Source organism: Pseudomonas mucoides (genome assembly GCF_015461845.1).
In the GTDB taxonomy this organism is placed as follows: domain Bacteria; phylum Pseudomonadota; class Gammaproteobacteria; order Pseudomonadales; family Pseudomonadaceae; genus Aquipseudomonas; species Aquipseudomonas mucoides.
Genome location: NZ_JACOPW010000009.1, coordinates 181353 through 199710, shown reverse-complemented (window position 1 = coordinate 199710; position 18358 = coordinate 181353). Strand labels below are relative to the sequence as shown.

Genomic DNA, 18358 nt, shown 5'->3' with positions numbered 1-18358 from the left:
CAGACATCGGAGCCCGAAGACGCATGCCGCACACTAAAGATGATTTACCCGACGCGCTGTATAGCGCCGCGCAGGTCCGTGGGCTCGATGCGAGCCTGATCGCGGCCGGTACGCCGGGCTTCGAGTTGATGCAGCGCGCGGCGCGGGCGACCTGGCGGGCGCTGGTCCGGCAATGGCCGTCGGCGAATGAATTAACGGTGCTGGCCGGCCACGGCAATAACGCGGGCGACGGTTATCTGGTGGCAGTGCTGGCCAGCCGTGCGGGTTGGTCGGTCCGCGTGTTGGCGGTGGGCGATCACCAACGTTTGCAGGGGGATGCGGCGTTGGCGTATGCCGAGGCGGTGTCGGGAAAAGTACTGATCGAACCCTGGTCTGCACAATCCGGATTGCGCGGCGTCGTGCTCGATGCTTTGCTCGGCACCGGTCTGACGGGGGAAGTGCGTGCGCCTTACGCTGAAGCTATCGCGACGATCAATGCCAGCGGGCTGCCGGTCGTGGCTGTGGATATCCCTTCAGGGCTGTGCGCCAATACCGGTCGGATCCTCGGTCTGGCGGTGCATGCCGACCTGACAGTGACCTTCATCGGTTTGAAACTGGGGCTGTTCACCGGGGATGCAGCAGATGTGGTTGGGGAACTGGTTTTCAATGATTTACACGCCGACCCGCAGCTCGTCGAGGCCGCGGCGATCAGCGCTCGGCGCCTGACGCCCGGCAACTTGCCGCGTCCTGCACCGCGAGCGCCGACGTCGCACAAAGGCAAATTCGGCCATGTGCTGTTGATCGGCGGCGATCTCGGCTTGGGTGGCGCGATCCTGCTGAGCGCACAAAGCGCCCTGCGCAGCGGTGCCGGCATGGTCTCCGTGGCAACCCGCAGTGAGCATGTACCGGCCGCGCTGGCGAGAATTCCCGAAGCCATGGTGCTGGGCACTTCGTCGGCCAACCAGTTGATGGATTTGCTGCAAAAGGTTTCCGTATTGGTGGTCGGCCCTGGCTTGGGGCAGGCGTCCTGGGGGCGCAGTTTGCTGTCAGCGGCCGCCAATGCACCGTTGCCGCAAGTCTGGGACGCCGATGCGTTGAACCTGCTGGCCGAAGAATGTGTGAATTTGCCCAAGGATTGCGTGATCACGCCGCATCCGGGCGAAGCGGCGCGGTTGCTCGGGATCAGCACCGCCCAAGTGCAAGCTGATCGCCCGGCGGCGGCGCATGCGTTGAGCAAAAAATATACAGCAGTCGTGGTATTGAAAGGCGCTGGCAGCCTGATCGCCAGTCCCGATGGGCGTCTCACCGTGTGTCATCAAGGTCATCCGGCCATGGCCACGGCGGGTTTGGGCGATGTATTGGCCGGTCTGGTCGGCGCGCTGCTGGCTCAAGGCATGCAGGCGTTCGACGCCGCGTGCCTGGCGGTCTGGCTGCACGCCAATGCGGGTGAGCAACAAGGTAAAAATGGCCGCGGGCTGGCGGCCAGTGATCTGATTCCGGCCATTCGTCAGTTGTTGGAGGAGCAAGCACCGTGTCTGAAGTAACCCTGTACCTGGCTGATGAAGAGGCGATGACGGCCTTTGGCACACGCATCGCAAAAATCACCGAAGGGCACGGTCTGATTTTTTTGGAAGGGGACCTGGGGGCAGGTAAAACCACGTTGTCGCGGGGTATCATCCGCGGCCTGGGGCATGAAGGCGCCGTGAAAAGTCCGACCTTCACCCTGGTCGAGCCCTATGAGATCGGCGACATCCGCGCTTTCCATTTCGACTTGTACCGTTTGGTCGATCCGGAAGAGCTGGAGTACCTCGGCATTCGCGACTATTTCGACGACGACGCGCTGTGCCTGATCGAATGGCCCGATAAAGGTGCAGGCTTTTTGCCAAAGCCTGACCTGACCATTACCATTAGCCCGCAAGACAGCGGGCGTTCGCTGAAAATTTTATCCCGGGGCTCGCGTGGCGAGGCCTGGTGTGCCGCTTTGGCATTGGAATCCAATTAAATGATGGGGTCAGGTATGCGCTTTCGCGCGATGGTAGCTGCCGTAGGGTTGTTGTTTTTGGCGGTGACCGTCGACGCTGTGGCCGACGCAAAGGTCAACAGTGTTCGCCTGTGGCGGGCGCCGGACAACACACGGCTGGTGTTCGACCTGACCGGGCCGGTGCAACACAGCGTGTTCACCCTTACCGCTCCGGATCGGCTGGTGATCGACATCAATGGTGCAACGCTCGGCGCGCCGTTGAACGTCAACACTTCCAATACCCCTATCACCGCCATGCGCTCGGCTCAACGCACGCCGACTGACCTGCGGGTGGTGATCGACCTGAAAAAGGCCGTGACCCCGAAAAGTTTCTCCCTGGCGCCAAACGCCCAGTACGGCAACCGGTTGGTGGTCGACCTGTTTGATAACGCTGCCGATGCCGCGCCGTCGCCAGCCCCGACTCCGACACCGACCCCTTCGGTCGCCACGATGCCGGCAGTGCCCGTCACGCCGGTTGAGCCTGCGATCAAACTTCCTCCTGCACCTCCTGGCAAACGCGACATCCTCGTGGTGATCGACGCCGGCCACGGCGGTGAAGACCCGGGTGCTTCAGGCTCCCGCGGTCAGAAGGAAAAAGACGTGGTCTTGGCCATCGCCCGTGAACTGCAGCGTCAGGTCAATGGCATGAAAGGCTTCCGCGCCGAACTGACCCGTACGGGCGACTACTTCATTCCGCTGCGCGGCCGAACCGAAATCGCCCGTAAGAAAGGCGCCGACCTGTTCGTTTCGATCCACGCCGACGCCGCGCCGTCGGCCGCTGCCTTCGGTGCGTCGGTGTTCGCCCTGTCTGATCGCGGCGCGACTTCGGAAACGGCCCGCTGGCTGGCGGACAGTGAAAACCGCTCTGACCTGATCGGTGGTGCTGGCAACGTCAGCCTTGATGACAAGGACCGCATGCTCGCGGGCGTGCTGCTTGACCTGTCGATGACCGCGTCGCTGACGTCCAGCCTGAACGTTGGCCAGAAAGTCCTGAGCAACATCGGACGGGTTACGCCACTGCACAAGCAGCGTGTGGAACAAGCCGGGTTCATGGTGCTGAAGTCGCCAGATATCCCGTCGATCCTGGTGGAAACCGGGTTCATCTCCAACTCTAACGAAGCGTCCAAACTGGCCTCCTCGAATCACCAGCAGGCGCTGGCGCGTTCGATCAGCAGCGGCGTGCGGCAGTTCTTCCAGCAAAACCCGCCACCGGGCACTTACATTGCCTGGCTGCGTGACTCCGGAAAAATCGTTCAAGGCCCGCGTGATCACCGGGTCAGCCCGGGTGAGACCCTGGCGATGATTGCCGTGCGCTATCAGGTGTCGCCTGCCACGCTGCGCAGCGTCAACAAGCTGCCCAGTGATGAGCTGAAGGTCGGTCAGCACCTGACCATTCCAGGCACCGAGTTGGCGGCCAAAGAATGAATCAGGTCGTGATCAACAGCGCTCGCATCGAGCTGCTCAGCCCGCGACTGGCGAACCAGATTGCCGCCGGCGAGGTGGTCGAGCGCCCGGCTTCGGTGATCAAGGAGCTGCTGGAAAACAGCCTCGACTCCGGCGCCAAGCGCATCGATGTCGATGTCGAGCAGGGCGGCGTCAAGCTATTGCGCGTGCGCGACGATGGCAGCGGCATTTCTGCCGATGACCTGCCGTTGGCGCTGGCGCGACACGCCACCAGCAAGATCCGCAATCTGGAAGACCTCGAACAGGTCATGAGCCTCGGGTTTCGCGGTGAAGCACTGGCATCGATCAGCTCCGTGGCGCGCCTGACGCTGACGTCCCGCACTCGCGATGCCGATCAGGCCTGGCAGGTCGAAACCGAAGGCCGGGACATGGCGCCGCGCGTGCAGCCGGCCGCCCATCCGGTGGGCACCTCGGTGGAAGTGCGGGACTTGTTCTTCAACACCCCGGCGCGTCGCAAGTTTCTCAAGACTGAAAAAACCGAATTCGATCACCTGCAAGAAGTGATCAAGCGCCTGGCGCTGGCACGCTTCGATGTCGCGTTCCACCTGCGCCATAACGGCAAGACCATCCTCAGCCTGCACGAAGCCCATGACGACGCGGCCCGCGCCCGGCGTGTGGCGGCGATTTGCGGTTCGGGGTTCCTCGAGCAGGCGCTGCCGATCGAAATCGAGCGCAATGGCCTGCATTTATGGGGCTGGGTCGGCTTGCCGACGTTCAACCGCAGCCAGGCAGACTTGCAGTATTTCTTCGTGAATGGCCGCGCAGTTCGCGACAAACTGGTGGCCCACGCGGTGCGCCAGGCCTATCGCGATGTGCTGTTCAATGGCCGGCATCCGACGTTCGTGCTGTTTTTCGAAGTGGATCCGGCGGGTGTCGACGTCAACGTGCACCCGACCAAGCACGAAGTTCGCTTCCGTGACGGGCGCATGGTTCACGATTTCCTTTACGGCACCTTGCACCGCGCCTTGGGCGATGTGCGTCCCGAGGATCATCTGGCCGCACCGGTGGCGACGGCCGTCGTGCGTCCAACCGGGCTCGATGCCGGCGAATTCGGCCCGCAGGGCGAAATGCGTCTGGCGGCCAATGCGCTGCTGGAGCAACCTCAGGCGCAACCGTCGTTCAATACCCCGGCCGGGTCGGGCGCTGGCGCCGGTTATCAGTATCAATACACGCCACGGCCCCAATCCGGTGTACCGGTTGCTGAAGCCCAGGCGGCGTACCGTGAATTCTTTGCGCCATTGCCCGAGGCCAACGCGGTCGCGCTGCCAGCCGGGCAGGACGATATTCCGCCGCTGGGTTACGCCCTGGCGCAGCTCAAAGGCATCTACATCCTGGCGGAAAATGCCCAAGGGCTGGTGCTGGTGGACATGCACGCGGCTCACGAGCGGATCATGTACGAGCGCCTGAAAATCGCCATGGCCAGCGAAGGCCTGAGCGGCCAGCCGCTGCTGGTACCGGAATCCCTGGCTGTCAGTCAGCGTGAAGCCGATTGCGCCGAAGAGCACGCGGCGTTGTTCCAGCGTCTGGGTTTTGAATTGCAGCGTCTGGGACCTGAATCCCTGGCCATTCGGCAAATCCCGGCCTTGCTCAAGCAGGCGGAAGCCAATCGACTGGTCAGTGATGTCTTGGCGGACCTGATGGAATACGGCACCAGCGACCGGATTCAGGCACATCTGAATGAGTTGCTCGGGACGATGGCTTGCCACGGCGCGGTTCGTGCGAATCGGCGCCTGGCGATCCCGGAAATGAACGGTCTGCTGCGCGACATGGAAAACACCGAGCGCAGCGGTCAATGCAACCATGGCCGACCGACCTGGACCCAATTGGGCCTGGACGATCTGGACAAACTGTTCTTGCGCGGTCGTTGATGAGCCAGCTTCCTCCAGCGATTTTCCTGATGGGCCCGACTGCTGCGGGCAAGACCGACCTGGCCATCGAGCTGACCAAGGTTCTGCCCTGCGAGCTGATCAGTGTCGATTCGGCGCTGGTCTATCGGGGCATGGACATCGGCACCGCCAAGCCTTCGAAAGAAATCCTGGCCGAATTCCCGCACCGTTTGATCGACATTCTCGACCCGGCCGAGAGCTATTCGGCCGCCGATTTTCGTCGTGATGCCCTGGAGGCGATGGCCGAGATCACCGCGCGGGGAAAAATCCCGCTGCTGGTGGGCGGCACAATGCTCTATTACAAGGCTTTGGTCGAAGGTCTGGCGGACATGCCAGCGGCCGATCCCGATGTTCGGGCGCAGATCGAGGAAGAGGCTGCACGCCTTGGCTGGCAAGCGCTGCACGAACAATTGGCGTTAATTGACCCTGAGTCTGCCGCGCGTATTCATCCAAACGATCCGCAGCGACTCAGTCGGGCGCTGGAAGTTTATCGCGTCAGCGGTCAGAGCATGACCGAGCTGCGACTGAAACAATCTGTGCAAAGTACCGAAGCAGCCGCTTCGGGACTGCAACAATTGCCCTATACTGTCGCGAACTTGGCCATTGCTCCTGCAAATCGCCAGGTACTGCACGAGCGAATTAAACAAAGATTCACGAATATGTTGGAACAGGGATTCATTGACGAGGTCGTAGCCCTGCGTAAGAGAAGTGACCTGCATTCCGGGTTGCCGTCTATACGTGCGGTAGGCTACCGACAAGTTTGGGATTACCTGGATGGCAAGCTGACGCAAGCCGAGATGCAGGAGCGTGGAATCATTGCCACGCGCCAATTGGCAAAGCGTCAGTTCACCTGGCTGCGCAGTTGGGCTGATTTACACTGGCTGGACAGTCTCGATTGCGACAATCTGCCGCGCGCCTTGAAATACTTGGGGACCATCTCCATATTGAGCTGAGTCCTTGCAATTGCCGTCTATCCTTGGGGGTGTGGCGGCTAAAGCCATCTGTTTACCTATTTTTTATATTGAATCCTTAAAGGAGTGCGGCACATGTCAAAAGGGCATTCGCTACAAGACCCTTACTTGAATACTTTACGTAAAGAGAAAGTTGGGGTGTCTATCTACCTGGTCAACGGGATCAAACTGCAAGGCACGATCGAGTCTTTCGACCAGTTCGTTATCCTGCTGAAAAACACCGTTAGCCAAATGGTTTACAAACACGCTATCTCGACAGTGGTGCCGGTTCGTCCAATTCGTCTGCCAAGCGCAACCGAATCCGAAGCAGGTGACGCTGAGCCAGGTAACGCCTGATAGGAGTCTCCTTTGTTCTTTGAGCGCCACGGTGGTGGTGAGCGAGTCATCCTCGTTCACTTGGATGGACAGGACCCTGAGGCGCGCGAAGATCCGCAGGAGTTTCAGGAACTGGCTAATTCGGCGGGCGCCGAGACCGTTGCGTTTTTTAACGTGCCGCGTCATCGGCCAACCGCCAAATTCCTCATTGGCAGTGGCAAGGTCGAGGAACTGCGCGACCTGGTCAAGGCCGAAGAGGCTGATCTGGTGATCTTCAATCACATCCTCACGCCCAGTCAGGAACGTAACCTCGAACGTGTTTTCGAGTGTCGCGTGATCGACCGCACCGGTCTGATTCTTGATATTTTCGCCCAACGCGCCCGTACCCATGAAGGCAAGCTCCAGGTAGAACTGGCTCAGCTTGACCACATGAGCACCCGCCTGGTTCGTGGCTGGACTCACCTTGAGCGCCAAGGTGGCGGTATCGGCATGCGTGGCCCGGGTGAAACCCAACTCGAAACCGACCGCCGTTTGCTGCGGGTTCGCCTGCGACAGATCAAGGGCCGGCTGGAGAAAGTGCGCAGCCAGCGCGAACAGTCGCGACGTGGTCGTATGCGTGCGGATATCCCTACCGTTTCGCTGGTGGGGTATACCAACGCCGGTAAATCCACGCTCTTCAATAACGTGACGAAATCCGACGTTTACGCGGCTGACCAATTGTTTGCCACGCTGGACCCGACCCTGCGCCGTCTCGATCTGGACGACCTGGGGCCGATTGTCCTGGCGGACACTGTAGGTTTCATTCGCCACTTGCCCCACAAGCTGGTCGAGGCATTTCGGTCTACTCTCGAAGAGTCGAGCAATTCCGACCTGTTGTTGCACGTGATCGATGCGGCCGAACCGGATCGCATGTTGCAGATCGAGCAGGTGATGGTGGTGCTGGGCGAGATTGGTGCCCAGGACTTGCCGATACTCGAGGTGTATAACAAACTCGATTTGCTTGAAGGCGTTGAGCCACAAATCCAGCGCGACGAAAGCGGTAAACCCCTGCGGGTCTGGCTGTCGGCGCGTGATGGCACGGGTCTGGAATTGCTTGAGCAAGCCATTGCCGAGTTGCTTGGCAGTGATTTGTTTATCGGTACCTTGCGCTTGCCGCAACGCTTCGCTCGACTGCGTGCGCAGTTTTTCGAACTTGGCGCGGTGCAGAAAGAAGAACACGACGAAGAAGGCACCAGCTTGCTGGCCGTTCGCTTGCCACGGATCGAGTTGAATCGATTGGTGAGTCGCGAAGGTTTGCAGCCGAATGACTTCATCGAGCAACACACTTTGCAATAAAAGCCTGAGAAAGCGGTTGTGTCGTGGTGACAGGCATTCTGTAGCATTGGTCGGCGCGCCGTGGGTGCGTCTTTGCTTTATCAGATGGAGAGCGCTATGGCTTGGAATGAGCCGGGTGGCAACTCGAATAATCAGGATCCTTGGGGTGGCAAGCGCCGCAATAACGGCGACCGCAAGGGACCACCGGATCTCGACGAGGCCTTCCGAAAGCTGCAGGAAAGCCTGAACGGGTTGTTCGGTGGTGGTAAGAAACGTGGTGATGACGGCGGTGGTTCGGGCAAGAGCGGCGGCTTCGGTGGCATTCTTGGCATCGGCCTTGTCGTGCTGGCGGCCGTTTGGCTGTACAGCGCGGTCTACGTTGTCGACGAGCAGGAGCAAGCCGTGGTGCTGCGCTTCGGCAAGTACTACGAAACCGTCGGCCCGGGCCTGAACATCTATTTCCCGCCGATCGATCGCAAGTACCTGGAAAACGTCACGCGTGAGCGTGCCTACACCAAGCAGGGTCAAATGCTGACTGAAGACGAAAACATCGTCGAAGTGCCACTGACCGTGCAGTACAAGATCAGCAACCTGCAGGACTTCGTGCTGAACGTTGATCAGCCGGAAATCAGCCTGCAGCACGCGACCGAAAGTGCCTTGCGCCATGTGGTGGGTTCCACTGCGATGGACCAGGTGCTGACCGAAGGTCGTGAGTTGATGGCCAGCGAAATCAAGGAGCGTCTGCAACGCTTCATGGATACCTATCGCACCGGCATCACCATTACACAGGTCAACGTACAGAGCGCAGCCGCACCGCGTGAAGTACAGGAAGCTTTCGATGACGTGATCCGCGCCCGTGAAGACGAGCAGCGTTCGCGTAACCAGGCTGAAACCTATGCCAACGGCGTCGTGCCGGAAGCCCGTGGTCAGGCCCAGCGCATCATCGAAGATGCCAACGGCTACCGTGACGAAACGGTCTCGCGCGCCAAGGGTGAGGCCGATCGCTTCACCAAACTGGTTGCCGAGTATCGCAAGGCCCCTGAAGTCACCCGCGAGCGTCTGTACCTGGACACCATGCAGGAAGTCTTCAGCAACACCAGCAAGGTTCTCGTGACCGGCAACAAGAATGGCCAGAGCAATCTGCTGTACTTGCCGCTGGACAAGATGGTCGAAAGTGGTCGCAACACCAGCGCTCCGGTGACCAGTGCAGCAACCACCAGCAATGAAGCGAATGCGCGTGCAGCAGCTGATCTGCAGCAACAGCAAGCACGTACCAGGGAGAGTCGCTGATGAGCAATAAATCGCTGATCGCCCTTATTGTCGGCGTCGTCGTGGCGATCGCTGCCTGGAACTGCTTCTACATCGTGGCTCAGACCGAGCGTGCGGTGTTGCTGCAGTTCGGTCGTGTGGTCCAGGCCGATGTTCAGCCGGGCCTGCATGTGAAAGTGCCTTACGTTAACCAGGTGCGTAAATTCGACGCACGCCTGATGACGCTGGATGCACCGACGCAACGCTTCCTGACGCTGGAAAAGAAAGCCGTCATGGTGGATGCCTACGCCAAGTGGCGGGTGAAAGATGCCGAGCGCTTCTACACCGCAACGTCTGGCCTCAAGCAAATTGCCGACGAGCGTCTTTCCCGTCGTCTGGAGTCGGGCCTGCGTGACCAGTTTGGTAAGCGCACGCTGCACGAAGTGGTGTCCGGTGAGCGCGATGCGCTGATGACCGACATCACGGCTTCGCTGAACAAGATGGCCGAAAAAGAGCTGGGTATCGAAGTGGTCGATGTTCGGGTCAAGGCTATCGATCTGCCGAAAGAAGTGAACCGCAGTGTGTTCGAGCGCATGAGCTCCGAGCGTGAGCGTGAAGCTCGCGAGCACCGCGCCAAGGGTAACGAACTGGCCGAAGGTATTCGTGCCGACGCCGATCGTCAGCGCCGCGTGTTGCTGGCTGAAGCCTATCGTGAATCTGAAGAGGTTCGTGGTGACGGTGATGCCCAGGCCTCTGCGATCTACTCCAAGGCCTACGGCCAGGATCAGGAGTTCTATGGTTTCTACCGTAGCCTGCGTGCCTACCGTGAAAGCTTCGCGAACAAATCCGACGTCATGGTCCTGGACCCAAGCAGCGACTTCTTCCGTTACCTGGAAAAAGCCAAGCCTTGATACTGCGTTGACCTGAATCATCCCCCGCCTGGCGGCTAAAGCCTCGGGCGGGGTGATCCTTTGGGAAAACGTGTGTATGATGCGGCAGCCGGGAAATTCCCGGCTTTTTTGCGTCTGCACGTTTGATTGCTGTTTTTATGCAGGCTCAACAGGTTTTTCGAGGAAAGTGGTTGGCGAAGCCGGTTTAAGGCTTTTCGCCATGTCGTTCATGCGCGTGGTTTGCGTACGAGCCGACCATTTTCTGCTTCACTCAAGGCTCGCCCGAGGGCTTGCCGCCCGGATCATAGGGGAATGGCGTAATGGCAACGGTAGACCGCTGGCTGCTGCCAGATGGCATCGAAGAAGTACTGCCACCAGAAGCGGCGCGCATTGAAGTTGCGCGTCGTCAGGTGTTGGATCTGTTCCAGAGCTGGGGTTACGAGTTTGTCGTGACTCCCCATATCGAGTACCTGGAATCCCTGCTGACCGGCGCGGGCTCTGACCTCGACCTGCGTACCTTCAAGGTCATCGACCCGCAATCGGGCCGGCAGATGGGTTTCCGCGCCGACATCACGCCGCAAGTGGCGCGCATTGATGCGCACACCCTGCGTCGTGAAGGGCCGAGCCGTCTGTGCTATGCCGGTAGCGTGCTGCACGCTCAGCCTCGCGCCTTGTCGTCCTCGCGCAGCCCGATCCAGTTGGGTGCCGAGTTGTACGGCGATGCCAGCCCGAGCAGCGACGTGGAAGTCATCAGCCTGATGTTGGCTATGCTGCAACTGGCCGATGTGCCGGATGTACACATGGACCTCGGTCATGTAGGCATCTACCGTGGCCTGGCCCGCGCCGCCGGTTTGTCCGGTGAAGTCGAGCAACAATTGTTCGACGCGTTGCAACGCAAGGCCATCGACGAGGTCATTACCTTGACCGAAGGCCTGCCTGCCGATTTGTCCGGCATGCTGCGCGCGTTGGTTGATTTGTGTGGCGGCCGTGAAGTGTTGAGCGCTGCCCGCGAGCGTCTGGCGAGTGCGCCGGCGCCTGTTCTGGCGGCTCTGGACGACTTGCTGGCAATTGCCGAGCGTCTGTCCGTGCGTTTCCCGGATCTGCCGCTGTACTTCGACCTTGGCGAGTTGCGCGGTTACCACTACCACACCGGTGTGGTGTTCGCGGTGTTCGTGCCGGGTGTTGGCCAGTCCATTGCCCAAGGCGGTCGTTACGACGACATCGGCGCCGACTTCGGTCGCGCACGTCCGGCCACCGGCTTCTCTACCGACTTGAAAACCCTGGTGACCCTGGGGCGTGCTGAGATCGAGCTACCGTCTGGCGGTATCTGGATGCCTGACAGTACGGATGCGGCACTCTGGCAGCAGGTTTGCCAGTTGCGCAGTGAGGGTCAGCGTGTCGTTCAGGCATTGCCTGGGCAACCTTTGGCCGCCGCCCGTGAAGCGGACTGCGACCGGCAATTGATTCAGCAGAACGGGCTTTGGCAAGTATTGCCGCTGGCTTCTTGAGTTTTCCCGCCGGCGGCTGCCGGCACCAAGTTTGCGCGAATGAGGACAAGTGTTATGGGTAAGAATGTCGTAGTCCTGGGCACCCAATGGGGTGATGAGGGCAAAGGCAAGATCGTTGATCTGCTGACCGAACATGCTGCCGCCGTAGTGCGCTACCAGGGTGGCCACAACGCGGGTCACACGCTGGTGATCGACGGCGAGAAAACCGTCTTGCACCTGATCCCGTCGGGCGTGTTGCGCGAAGGCGTGCAGTGCCTGATCGGTAACGGCGTGGTGGTTGCACCTGACGCCCTGCTGCGCGAGATCACCAAGCTGGAAGAGAAAGGCGTACCGGTGCGCGAGCGCCTGCGTATCAGCCCGTCCTGCCCGCTGATCCTGTCCTTCCACGTGGCGCTGGACCAGGCCCGTGAAAAGGCCCGTGGCGAGCTGAAGATCGGTACCACTGGTCGCGGCATCGGCCCGGCGTACGAAGACAAGGTTGCACGTCGTGGCCTGCGCGTTGGCGACCTGCTCAACATGCCGCGCTTCGAAGACAAGCTGCGTGAACTGGTGGATTACCACAACTTCATGCTGGTGGGTTACTACAAAGAGCCTGCCATCGAGTTCGAAAAGACGCTGGCCGAGTGCAAGGAATATGCAGAGCTGCTCAAGCCGTTGATGCTGGACGTGACGGCCGAGCTGCACGACCTGCGCCGCGCCGGCAAAGACATCATGTTCGAAGGCGCCCAGGGTTCGTTGCTGGACATCGACCACGGCACCTATCCGTACGTGACCAGCTCCAACACCACCGCCGGTGGCGTGGCGACCGGTTCGGGCGTAGGTCCGATGTTCCTGGATTACATCCTGGGCATCACCAAGGCTTACACCACTCGCGTAGGTTCGGGCCCATTCCCGACTGAGCTGTTTGATGAAGTGGGTGCGCACCTGGCCAAACAAGGTCACGAGTTCGGTGCTACCACCGGCCGTGCCCGTCGTTGCGGCTGGTTCGACGCCGTTATCCTGCGTCGCGCAATCGATGTGAACAGCATCTCGGGCATCTGCCTGACCAAGCTGGACGTACTCGACGGCCTGGAAACCATCAACATCTGCGTCGGTTACAAAGATGCGCAGGGCAACGCCGTTGCTCCGACCGACGCAGACAGCTACGTAGGCCTTCAGCCTGTGTACGAAGAAGTGCCGGGCTGGACCGAATCGACCGTGGGTGCCAAAACCCTGGAAGAGCTGCCAGCTAACGCTCGTGCCTACATCAAACGCGTTGAAGAGTTGATCGGCGCGCCGATCGACATTATTTCGACGGGCCCGGACCGCAACGAAACCATCGTTCTGCGTCATCCGTTTGCTTGATAAGTCATTGAAGTGAAACACAAAGGGTCCTTAATAGGGCCCTTTGTCGTTTATGCCTCTTGGACGGCATGACCTTTGCTGTGATGTTGAATAAAAGCATCGCTTCCAGCGCGCCATCAATTTAATGGCGCCAAAGCAGAGGGATTTTAAGTGTCGGCAGTTCTCTCATTGTTACAAAGCCGTTTGTTGCGGCCCGTGTTCGTTACCCTCGGTATCGCCCTTTTGGTGCAAGTGCTGGTGGCTGTTGCTCTGACCCGGAGCACAGTGACTGCATTGGAAGCCGATCTGGGTGTGCGCCTGGGGGTCGACAGTCAAAAGCTCTCTGGCGAACTTGAGCAGGCAGGGCGTGAAGTCACGTCGAGCCTCGACAACCTATCGACCAGCACGCGTCAGCGCCTTACGGCCGGTTTGTCCTCGCGTTTGAAGGATGAGCAGGCTCAGTTGCGTGCGACGCTGGAAAAAGACCTGAAGGACTCCGCCAATGATATGGCGCAGCTCTTGGCCTCGGTCGCCCCCCGCGCGATGTGGGACAGTGACGTTCCAACCTTGTCCGAATTCGCCCGCCGGGCCCAGCGCAATCCCAATGTGTTGTTCGTGGTGTATGACGATGCGACCGGGCAGCACCTGACGCGCTACCTCAATCGTGAAAACCCGATCAACAAGGCCCTCCTTGAAAAAGGCCAGGGCGAGCGAGCGCTCGACAAAGTGCTGGATGCGGCGAAGAACGATCCTTCGGTTTATTACCTCGAAGCCTCGATCAATCCCAATGGTGTGGAAATCGGCAAGGTAATAATGGGGGTCTCCACCGCGTCAGTGGAAACCGACCTCGCGGCCCTGGACAAGCGTTTCTCGGCGCTGATTGCCAGCAGCGATCAACTGGTGGGCGACAGCCTCAAAGGCGCGGCCGCCGACAGTGCCGCGGCGATGGGTGCACGTTTGCAGTCGGCGCAGTCCACGGCGTCTGAAATGAAAGCCAACACCACCGGTACCGTACAGGAAGCGGCCGCGACCTTGCGCTGGCGCATTGGTCTGGGTCTGGCGCTGGTCGGTTGCGGCGTGCTGTTGTTGCTGGCCGTGGTGCTGGGGCGGCGCGTGGTCAATCGCTTGAAGATGCTGATCAGCGCCATGGATGATCTGGCGGCTGGCGAGGGTGACCTGACCAAGCGTGTGCAGATCAACAGCAAGGACGAAATCGGCGACATGGCGTCGGCGGTCAATCGCTTTGTGGATAAGTTGCAGCCGATCGTGCGTGAAGCCGGCGATGTGGCCCAGCGTACCGGCGTGGAAATCGGTGCCATGACCCTGCGTAATGCCGGAGCTGACAAGGCCGCCGGAATGCAGCGCGATGAAGTGGCTGAGAGCCTGCGAGCGTTGTCGCAAATGGCCGATGAAGCCCAATCTGAAAGTCATGCCATGCAGGCAGCTTTGCAGCAGGTGGTGGACATTCGTTCGGCCACGGATGAAAACACCCGGACCTCGGCGAAAGTCGGCAGCTTGATCGAGGCGCTGGCCGGGCAGGTCGACACCGGGGCGAAAGTCATCGAACGACTGGCGCAACAGAGTGAACAGATCGAAGTGGTACTGACGGTGATTCACGGGATCGCGGAGCAAACCAATTTGTTGGCACTGAACGCGGCCATCGAAGCGGCGCGTGCGGGCGAGACCGGTCGCGGATTTGCCGTGGTCGCTGACGAAGTGCGGGCACTGGCGAGCAAGACTCAGAGTTCGACCGGCGACATTCAGGCGCACATCGTTGCCTTGCAGCAAGGTGCGCGCGAAGCGGTGGCGGCAATTGGTCAAGCCGGGCGTCAGGCCAGTGAAGGTTTGCTGGTGCTGCGCGACAGTGCGCGGTTGCAGCAGTCGGTGCAGGAATCGGTCGAGCAGGTGCATGCGGCGATTGGCCTGGCGACTCAGGCAGCGGCGCATCAGGCGCAAGGTGCGCAGGCGGTGCGGGGGCGGGTTGAAACCATTCATGCGCAGGCCGAGAAAGCGGCTCAGGCAGTGGTGGAGACCACGGCCAGCGGCAAGGTGCTGGATGGGTTGGCGGCGCAGTTGAAGGCGAGTCTGGGGCAGTTCAGGGCGTAATCGGTTGTCCGGACTGGCCCCTTCGCGAGCAGGCTCGCTCCCTCATTTGATCTCTGGTGTTCACGTAGTGTGAGTTCACAGTAGATCCAGTGTGGGAGTGAGCCTGCTTGCGAAGGCGCTCTCAACGGCTCAGATACATCCGAGTCGTGAGTAGATAAACCGGCACCCCCGACACCACTATCAACAACGCCGCATAAGGCGCCGCCGCCGCAAACTCCACATTCGCGGTATGCGCCCACACCTCTGTTGCCAGTGTGTTGAGCCCGGTGGGACTCAATAGCAATGTCGCCGTCAGCTCCTTCATCGCATCCAGAAACACCAGCGCAAACGCCGCCCCCAGCGCCGGGAAAATTATCGGCAGCGTGATCCGGCAAAACGCACTGAACGACGTAGCCCCGAGTGTGCGTGCAGCCTCTTCCAGTTGCGGTGCAGCCTTGTTCAGAGCCGTTCGAATCGGCGCCTGAGCCAACGGCAGAAACAACAACGCATAAGCGATCAGTAGCAAGGCGGACGTCTGGTACAGCACCGGCACATAGTGCAGGGCGAAATACACTAGTGTCAGCGCAATCACCAGGCCGGGCAACGCATGCAGCAGATACGGCAGTCGCTCGGCCCAGATCGCCAGTGGGCCTTTGTAACGCACCACCAGCAAGCCCACTGGCACGGCCAGCACCAGGCAAAGCGCTGCGCCACCGAGGGAGAGTGCCAGCGATGAGAGCAGCGCTTCGCCGATGGCGGCGACCGGAAATGCGGCTGAGGAGCCGACCGCCAGCCAATACCCCAGCATTCCCAGTGGAATGCCACTGCCGATGATCGCCAGCGCCAGGCAGTAAAGCTGTCCGATGCCCGCCCAGGGCCCCAATCGAACCTGTTCCGCATGCCGCGCCGCACCCTGGCCGGTACGAACATGTCGGCCCTTGCCGCGAACCCGCAGCTCCAGCCATAACAACGCCAGACACAGCGCCAGCAACACCGCTGACAGCATCGCTGCATTGGCATTGCTGAATTCCAGTTCGAACTGCTGATAAATCGCCGTGGTAAAGGTTTGCAAGCCGATGATCGACAGCGCGCCGAACTCCACCAGCATGTGCAGTGCGATCAGCAGTGAGCCCGCCAGCAACGATGGCCAGAGCAGCGGCAACGTGATTCTGAAAAACACGCCCCAGCGATTCTGTCCGAGTGTCCGGGCAGATTCTTCAAGAGAGGGGTCAAGATTGCGCAAGGTCGCCGCGACCGGCAGAAAGATCAGCGGGTACTTGGACAGCGTCATCACCAAAATCGCCCCGCCCAAACCTTCAAAGTGAGCGCTCAGCGAAACCCAGGTAAAACTGCTGACAAACGCCGGAACGGCGAACGGCAAACAGAGGATGACGCCCCACAATCGCCGCCCCGGCAGATTGCTGCGTTCCAGCAGCCAGGCCAGTGACAGGCCGATTAAGGCGCAGGCTAGCGTTACCCCTACCATCAGCGCCAGCGTATTGCGCAGCAACCCAAACACATACGGTCGCCACAGCAGGTGCAATGCTTCGGCCCAGCCGGCTTGCCAGGCTTTTAGGCCGACATACATCAGCGGCAACAGACTGAGCACAACCAGCAGCAGGACTGGCAGTAATAGCCAGATCGACGGCCGTTGGCGCCGAGGCACGTACACCCCGCGTGAGGCGGGGGAGGCTGGCGAAGCGCTCATCAGTTCAAGCCAACGTCGCGTTCCAGGTCCAGGGCTTGTTCGGCGTTACCCAGATCGGCCGGTGTGACATTGGGTGCTTGCAGTTCGCTGAACGGCTTGAGGCCACGATCCGATTCCATACCTTTGTGCAGCGGGTATTCGGCGGTGGTTTGAGTGATCACGCGCTGGCCTTCTTCGCTCGCCATGTAGGCCAGAAACGCCTGGGCTTCTTTTGCGTGTTTGCTGGATTTGAGCACGGCTGCGCTGGAAACGGTGATCAGCCCGCCGACGTCGCCGCCGGTGAAGTAATGCAGTTTCGAGTCCAGTTGGCCTTTCTCGCGTTGCAGGGCGAACCAGTAATAGTTGTTAACCAGAACCGTGGCGACTTCACCATTTTCCACAGCCTTCAGGGCGACCATGTTGTTGCTGTAAGTCTTGCCGAACGCGCGCAGGCCGGTCAGCCACTCTTCGGCTGCGTCCATGCCGTGCACTTTGATGATCGCGACCGCTTGTTCCTGGAAAGCGCCACTGGTGGGCACGAAGCCGACCTTGCCTTGCCATTTTGGATTGGAGAACTCCATCACCGATTTCGGCAGGTCCTTCTCCTCGATCAGCTTGGGATTGAATGCCACCACCCGGACCCGAGCGGTAATGCCGATCCAGGTGCCGTTGCCTGCAACATAATCCTTGGGCAAAACCGCCAGCGTGGCGTCGTCGGTCTTGGCCAGGAAACCTTGCTCGCCGAGTTTGTTCAGTGGCGGTGATTCTTCGGTGTAGATTACGTCGGCAGGGGAGCGGTCACCTTCTTCCATGATCTGGCTGGCGAGCTGGTTACTGCTGCCTTTGCGCACATTCACATGAATGCCGGTCTTGGCTTCGAAAGCCTTGGCGATGGCGTCGCCGACTTCCTTGTGTTGACCATTATAGAGCGTCAGGGAAACCGGATCGGCCGCCTGGGTGAGGGGGGTGGCGAGTACCAGGCCGAGCAGGGTGAAGGTCAGGCCGCGGCGTAGGGTATTTCGAAACATCATTCGCAGGGTTCCTCACTGTCGCATTGCAAAAACTTGCAACAATGATAAACGATATTGTTTCTCAAGTGCGCCTTGCTGGGTCGGGAAGTGCCAGCTAGAGCGGCGGACCCAACACCTGCAGCAGCCGAACGCAGGCTTCGCCAGCTGCTACAAGGTCATGTGTTTCTTGAGGGGGGGCAGGTTTTCGGATGCCAGAAACGCAAAAACCCGCTTTCGCGGGTTTTTGTGAAATTCAAGGTCGTAACCATGAATTTGAATTGGTGCCCAGAAGAAGACTCGAACTTCCACGACCTTGCGGTCACCAGCACCTGAAGCTGGCGTGTCTACCAATTTCACCATCTGGGCATTTATCTTCAGCGTTGCCGCTGTTGATGTGGCGCACTATACGGAGAGCGTTTTGATCTGTAAACCCCTGATTTAGATTTAATAAATCAGAAGCTTGGAATGCAAAAAACCCGCTTTCGCGGGTTTTTGTGTGAGCCTTGAAATTGATCTAATCTCAAGCTCGAAATTGGTGCCCAGAAGAAGACTCGAACTTCCACGACCTTGCGGTCACCAGCACCTGAAGCTGGCGTGTCTACCAATTTCACCATCTGGGCAGTATCGGCAGCGCGTCTGCGTCGTCGATGGCGCGCAC

Annotated in this window: 14 protein-coding genes and 2 tRNA genes; 12 read left to right on the top strand and 4 right to left on the bottom strand. The window is 59.9% G+C overall.

The window, feature by feature from the left end:
- Window positions 1-23 precede the first annotated feature (23 nt).
- The 12 genes from H8F22_RS28325 (at window position 24) to H8F22_RS28270 (ending at window position 15024) form a co-directional block, all read left to right on the top strand.
- Entirely contained in the window at window positions 24-1523 is a 1500-nt protein-coding gene (locus H8F22_RS28325) for an NAD(P)H-hydrate dehydratase (RefSeq protein WP_194940971.1), read from the top strand.
- Window positions 1511-1981, top strand: a complete 471-nt coding sequence (gene tsaE / locus H8F22_RS28320; protein ID WP_059181726.1) for a tRNA (adenosine(37)-N6)-threonylcarbamoyltransferase complex ATPase subunit type 1 TsaE — start codon at window positions 1511-1513, stop codon at window positions 1979-1981. Before H8F22_RS28325 ends, tsaE begins: the two co-directional genes overlap by 13 nt.
- A 30-nt stretch (window positions 1982-2011) precedes the next feature.
- Window positions 2012-3424, top strand: a complete 1413-nt coding sequence (locus tag H8F22_RS28315; protein WP_371258934.1) for an N-acetylmuramoyl-L-alanine amidase — start codon at window positions 2012-2014, stop codon at window positions 3422-3424.
- On the top strand, window positions 3421-5331 hold the full coding sequence (gene mutL / locus H8F22_RS28310; protein WP_228758982.1) for a DNA mismatch repair endonuclease MutL: 1911 nt from the start codon (window positions 3421-3423) through the stop codon (window positions 5329-5331). The genes H8F22_RS28315 and mutL overlap by 4 nt, the downstream gene beginning before the upstream one ends.
- Entirely contained in the window at window positions 5331-6302 is a 972-nt protein-coding gene (miaA, locus tag H8F22_RS28305; RefSeq protein ID WP_194940970.1) for a tRNA (adenosine(37)-N6)-dimethylallyltransferase MiaA, read from the top strand. Before mutL ends, miaA begins: the two co-directional genes overlap by 1 nt.
- A 93-nt stretch (window positions 6303-6395) precedes the next feature.
- Window positions 6396-6656 (top strand): RNA chaperone Hfq, encoded by a 261-nt coding sequence (gene hfq / locus H8F22_RS28300; protein ID WP_007902656.1) that lies wholly within the window; start codon window positions 6396-6398, stop codon window positions 6654-6656.
- A gap of 12 nt (window positions 6657-6668) precedes the next feature.
- Window positions 6669-7970 carry a ribosome rescue GTPase HflX gene (gene hflX / locus H8F22_RS28295; RefSeq protein WP_027921984.1) on the top strand — a complete coding sequence of 434 codons (1302 nt, stop codon included), beginning with the start codon at window positions 6669-6671 and terminating at the stop codon, window positions 7968-7970.
- Window positions 7971-8066: 96 nt separating this feature from the next.
- A complete protein-coding gene (hflK, locus tag H8F22_RS28290; RefSeq protein WP_027921983.1) occupies window positions 8067-9239 on the top strand; it encodes an FtsH protease activity modulator HflK in 1173 nt (390 codons plus the stop codon).
- Entirely contained in the window at window positions 9239-10108 is an 870-nt protein-coding gene (hflC, locus tag H8F22_RS28285; protein ID WP_027921982.1) for a protease modulator HflC, read from the top strand. The genes hflK and hflC overlap by 1 nt, the downstream gene beginning before the upstream one ends.
- A gap of 299 nt (window positions 10109-10407) precedes the next feature.
- Window positions 10408-11595: an ATP phosphoribosyltransferase regulatory subunit gene (locus H8F22_RS28280; protein WP_027921981.1), complete on the top strand. Its 1188-nt coding sequence runs from the start codon at window positions 10408-10410 to the stop codon at window positions 11593-11595.
- Window positions 11596-11649: 54 nt separating this feature from the next.
- Complete coding sequence (locus tag H8F22_RS28275; protein WP_027921980.1) at window positions 11650-12939, top strand: adenylosuccinate synthase; 1290 nt, start codon at window positions 11650-11652, stop codon at window positions 12937-12939.
- Between the two features lie 150 nt (window positions 12940-13089).
- Window positions 13090-15024: a methyl-accepting chemotaxis protein gene (locus tag H8F22_RS28270; protein ID WP_027921979.1), complete on the top strand. Its 1935-nt coding sequence runs from the start codon at window positions 13090-13092 to the stop codon at window positions 15022-15024.
- A 121-nt stretch (window positions 15025-15145) separates the two neighbouring features.
- Here H8F22_RS28270 and H8F22_RS28265 read toward each other — a convergent pair whose 3' ends face one another.
- The 4 genes from H8F22_RS28265 to H8F22_RS28250 all read right to left on the bottom strand — a co-directional run bounded on the left by H8F22_RS28265 (window position 15146) and on the right by H8F22_RS28250 (window position 18320).
- A complete protein-coding gene (locus tag H8F22_RS28265) occupies window positions 15146-16711 on the bottom strand; it encodes an ABC transporter permease (RefSeq protein WP_194940969.1) in 1566 nt (521 codons plus the stop codon).
- Entirely contained in the window at window positions 16711-17721 is a 1011-nt protein-coding gene (locus H8F22_RS28260) for an extracellular solute-binding protein (RefSeq protein WP_027921977.1), read from the bottom strand. Before H8F22_RS28260 ends, H8F22_RS28265 begins: the two co-directional genes overlap by 1 nt.
- Before the next feature lie 258 nt (window positions 17722-17979).
- Window positions 17980-18066: transfer RNA gene (locus H8F22_RS28255), tRNA-Leu, on the bottom strand.
- Window positions 18067-18233: 167 nt separating this feature from the next.
- Window positions 18234-18320: transfer RNA gene (locus H8F22_RS28250), tRNA-Leu, on the bottom strand.
- Window positions 18321-18358: the final 38 nt, after the last annotated feature.

Bases quoted from the DNA above. Each gene is read 5' to 3' on its own strand.
- H8F22_RS28265 (WP_194940969.1), bottom strand. From the start codon at position 16,711: ATGAGCGCTTCGCCAGCCTCCCCCGCCTCACGCGGGGTGTACGTGCCT.
- mutL (WP_228758982.1), top strand. From the start codon at position 3,421: ATGAATCAGGTCGTGATCAACAGCGCTCGCATCGAGCTGCTCAGCCCG.
- H8F22_RS28325 (WP_194940971.1), top strand. From the start codon at position 24: ATGCCGCACACTAAAGATGATTTACCCGACGCGCTGTATAGCGCCGCG.
- H8F22_RS28275 (WP_027921980.1), top strand. From the start codon at position 11,650: ATGGGTAAGAATGTCGTAGTCCTGGGCACCCAATGGGGTGATGAGGGC.
- H8F22_RS28280 (WP_027921981.1), top strand. From the start codon at position 10,408: ATGGCAACGGTAGACCGCTGGCTGCTGCCAGATGGCATCGAAGAAGTA.
- miaA (WP_194940970.1), top strand. From the start codon at position 5,331: ATGAGCCAGCTTCCTCCAGCGATTTTCCTGATGGGCCCGACTGCTGCG.
- H8F22_RS28260 (WP_027921977.1), bottom strand. From the start codon at position 17,721: ATGATGTTTCGAAATACCCTACGCCGCGGCCTGACCTTCACCCTGCTC.
- hflC (WP_027921982.1), top strand. From the start codon at position 9,239: ATGAGCAATAAATCGCTGATCGCCCTTATTGTCGGCGTCGTCGTGGCG.
- H8F22_RS28315 (WP_371258934.1), top strand. From the start codon at position 2,012: ATGGTAGCTGCCGTAGGGTTGTTGTTTTTGGCGGTGACCGTCGACGCT.
- hfq (WP_007902656.1), top strand. From the start codon at position 6,396: ATGTCAAAAGGGCATTCGCTACAAGACCCTTACTTGAATACTTTACGT.
- hflK (WP_027921983.1), top strand. From the start codon at position 8,067: ATGGCTTGGAATGAGCCGGGTGGCAACTCGAATAATCAGGATCCTTGG.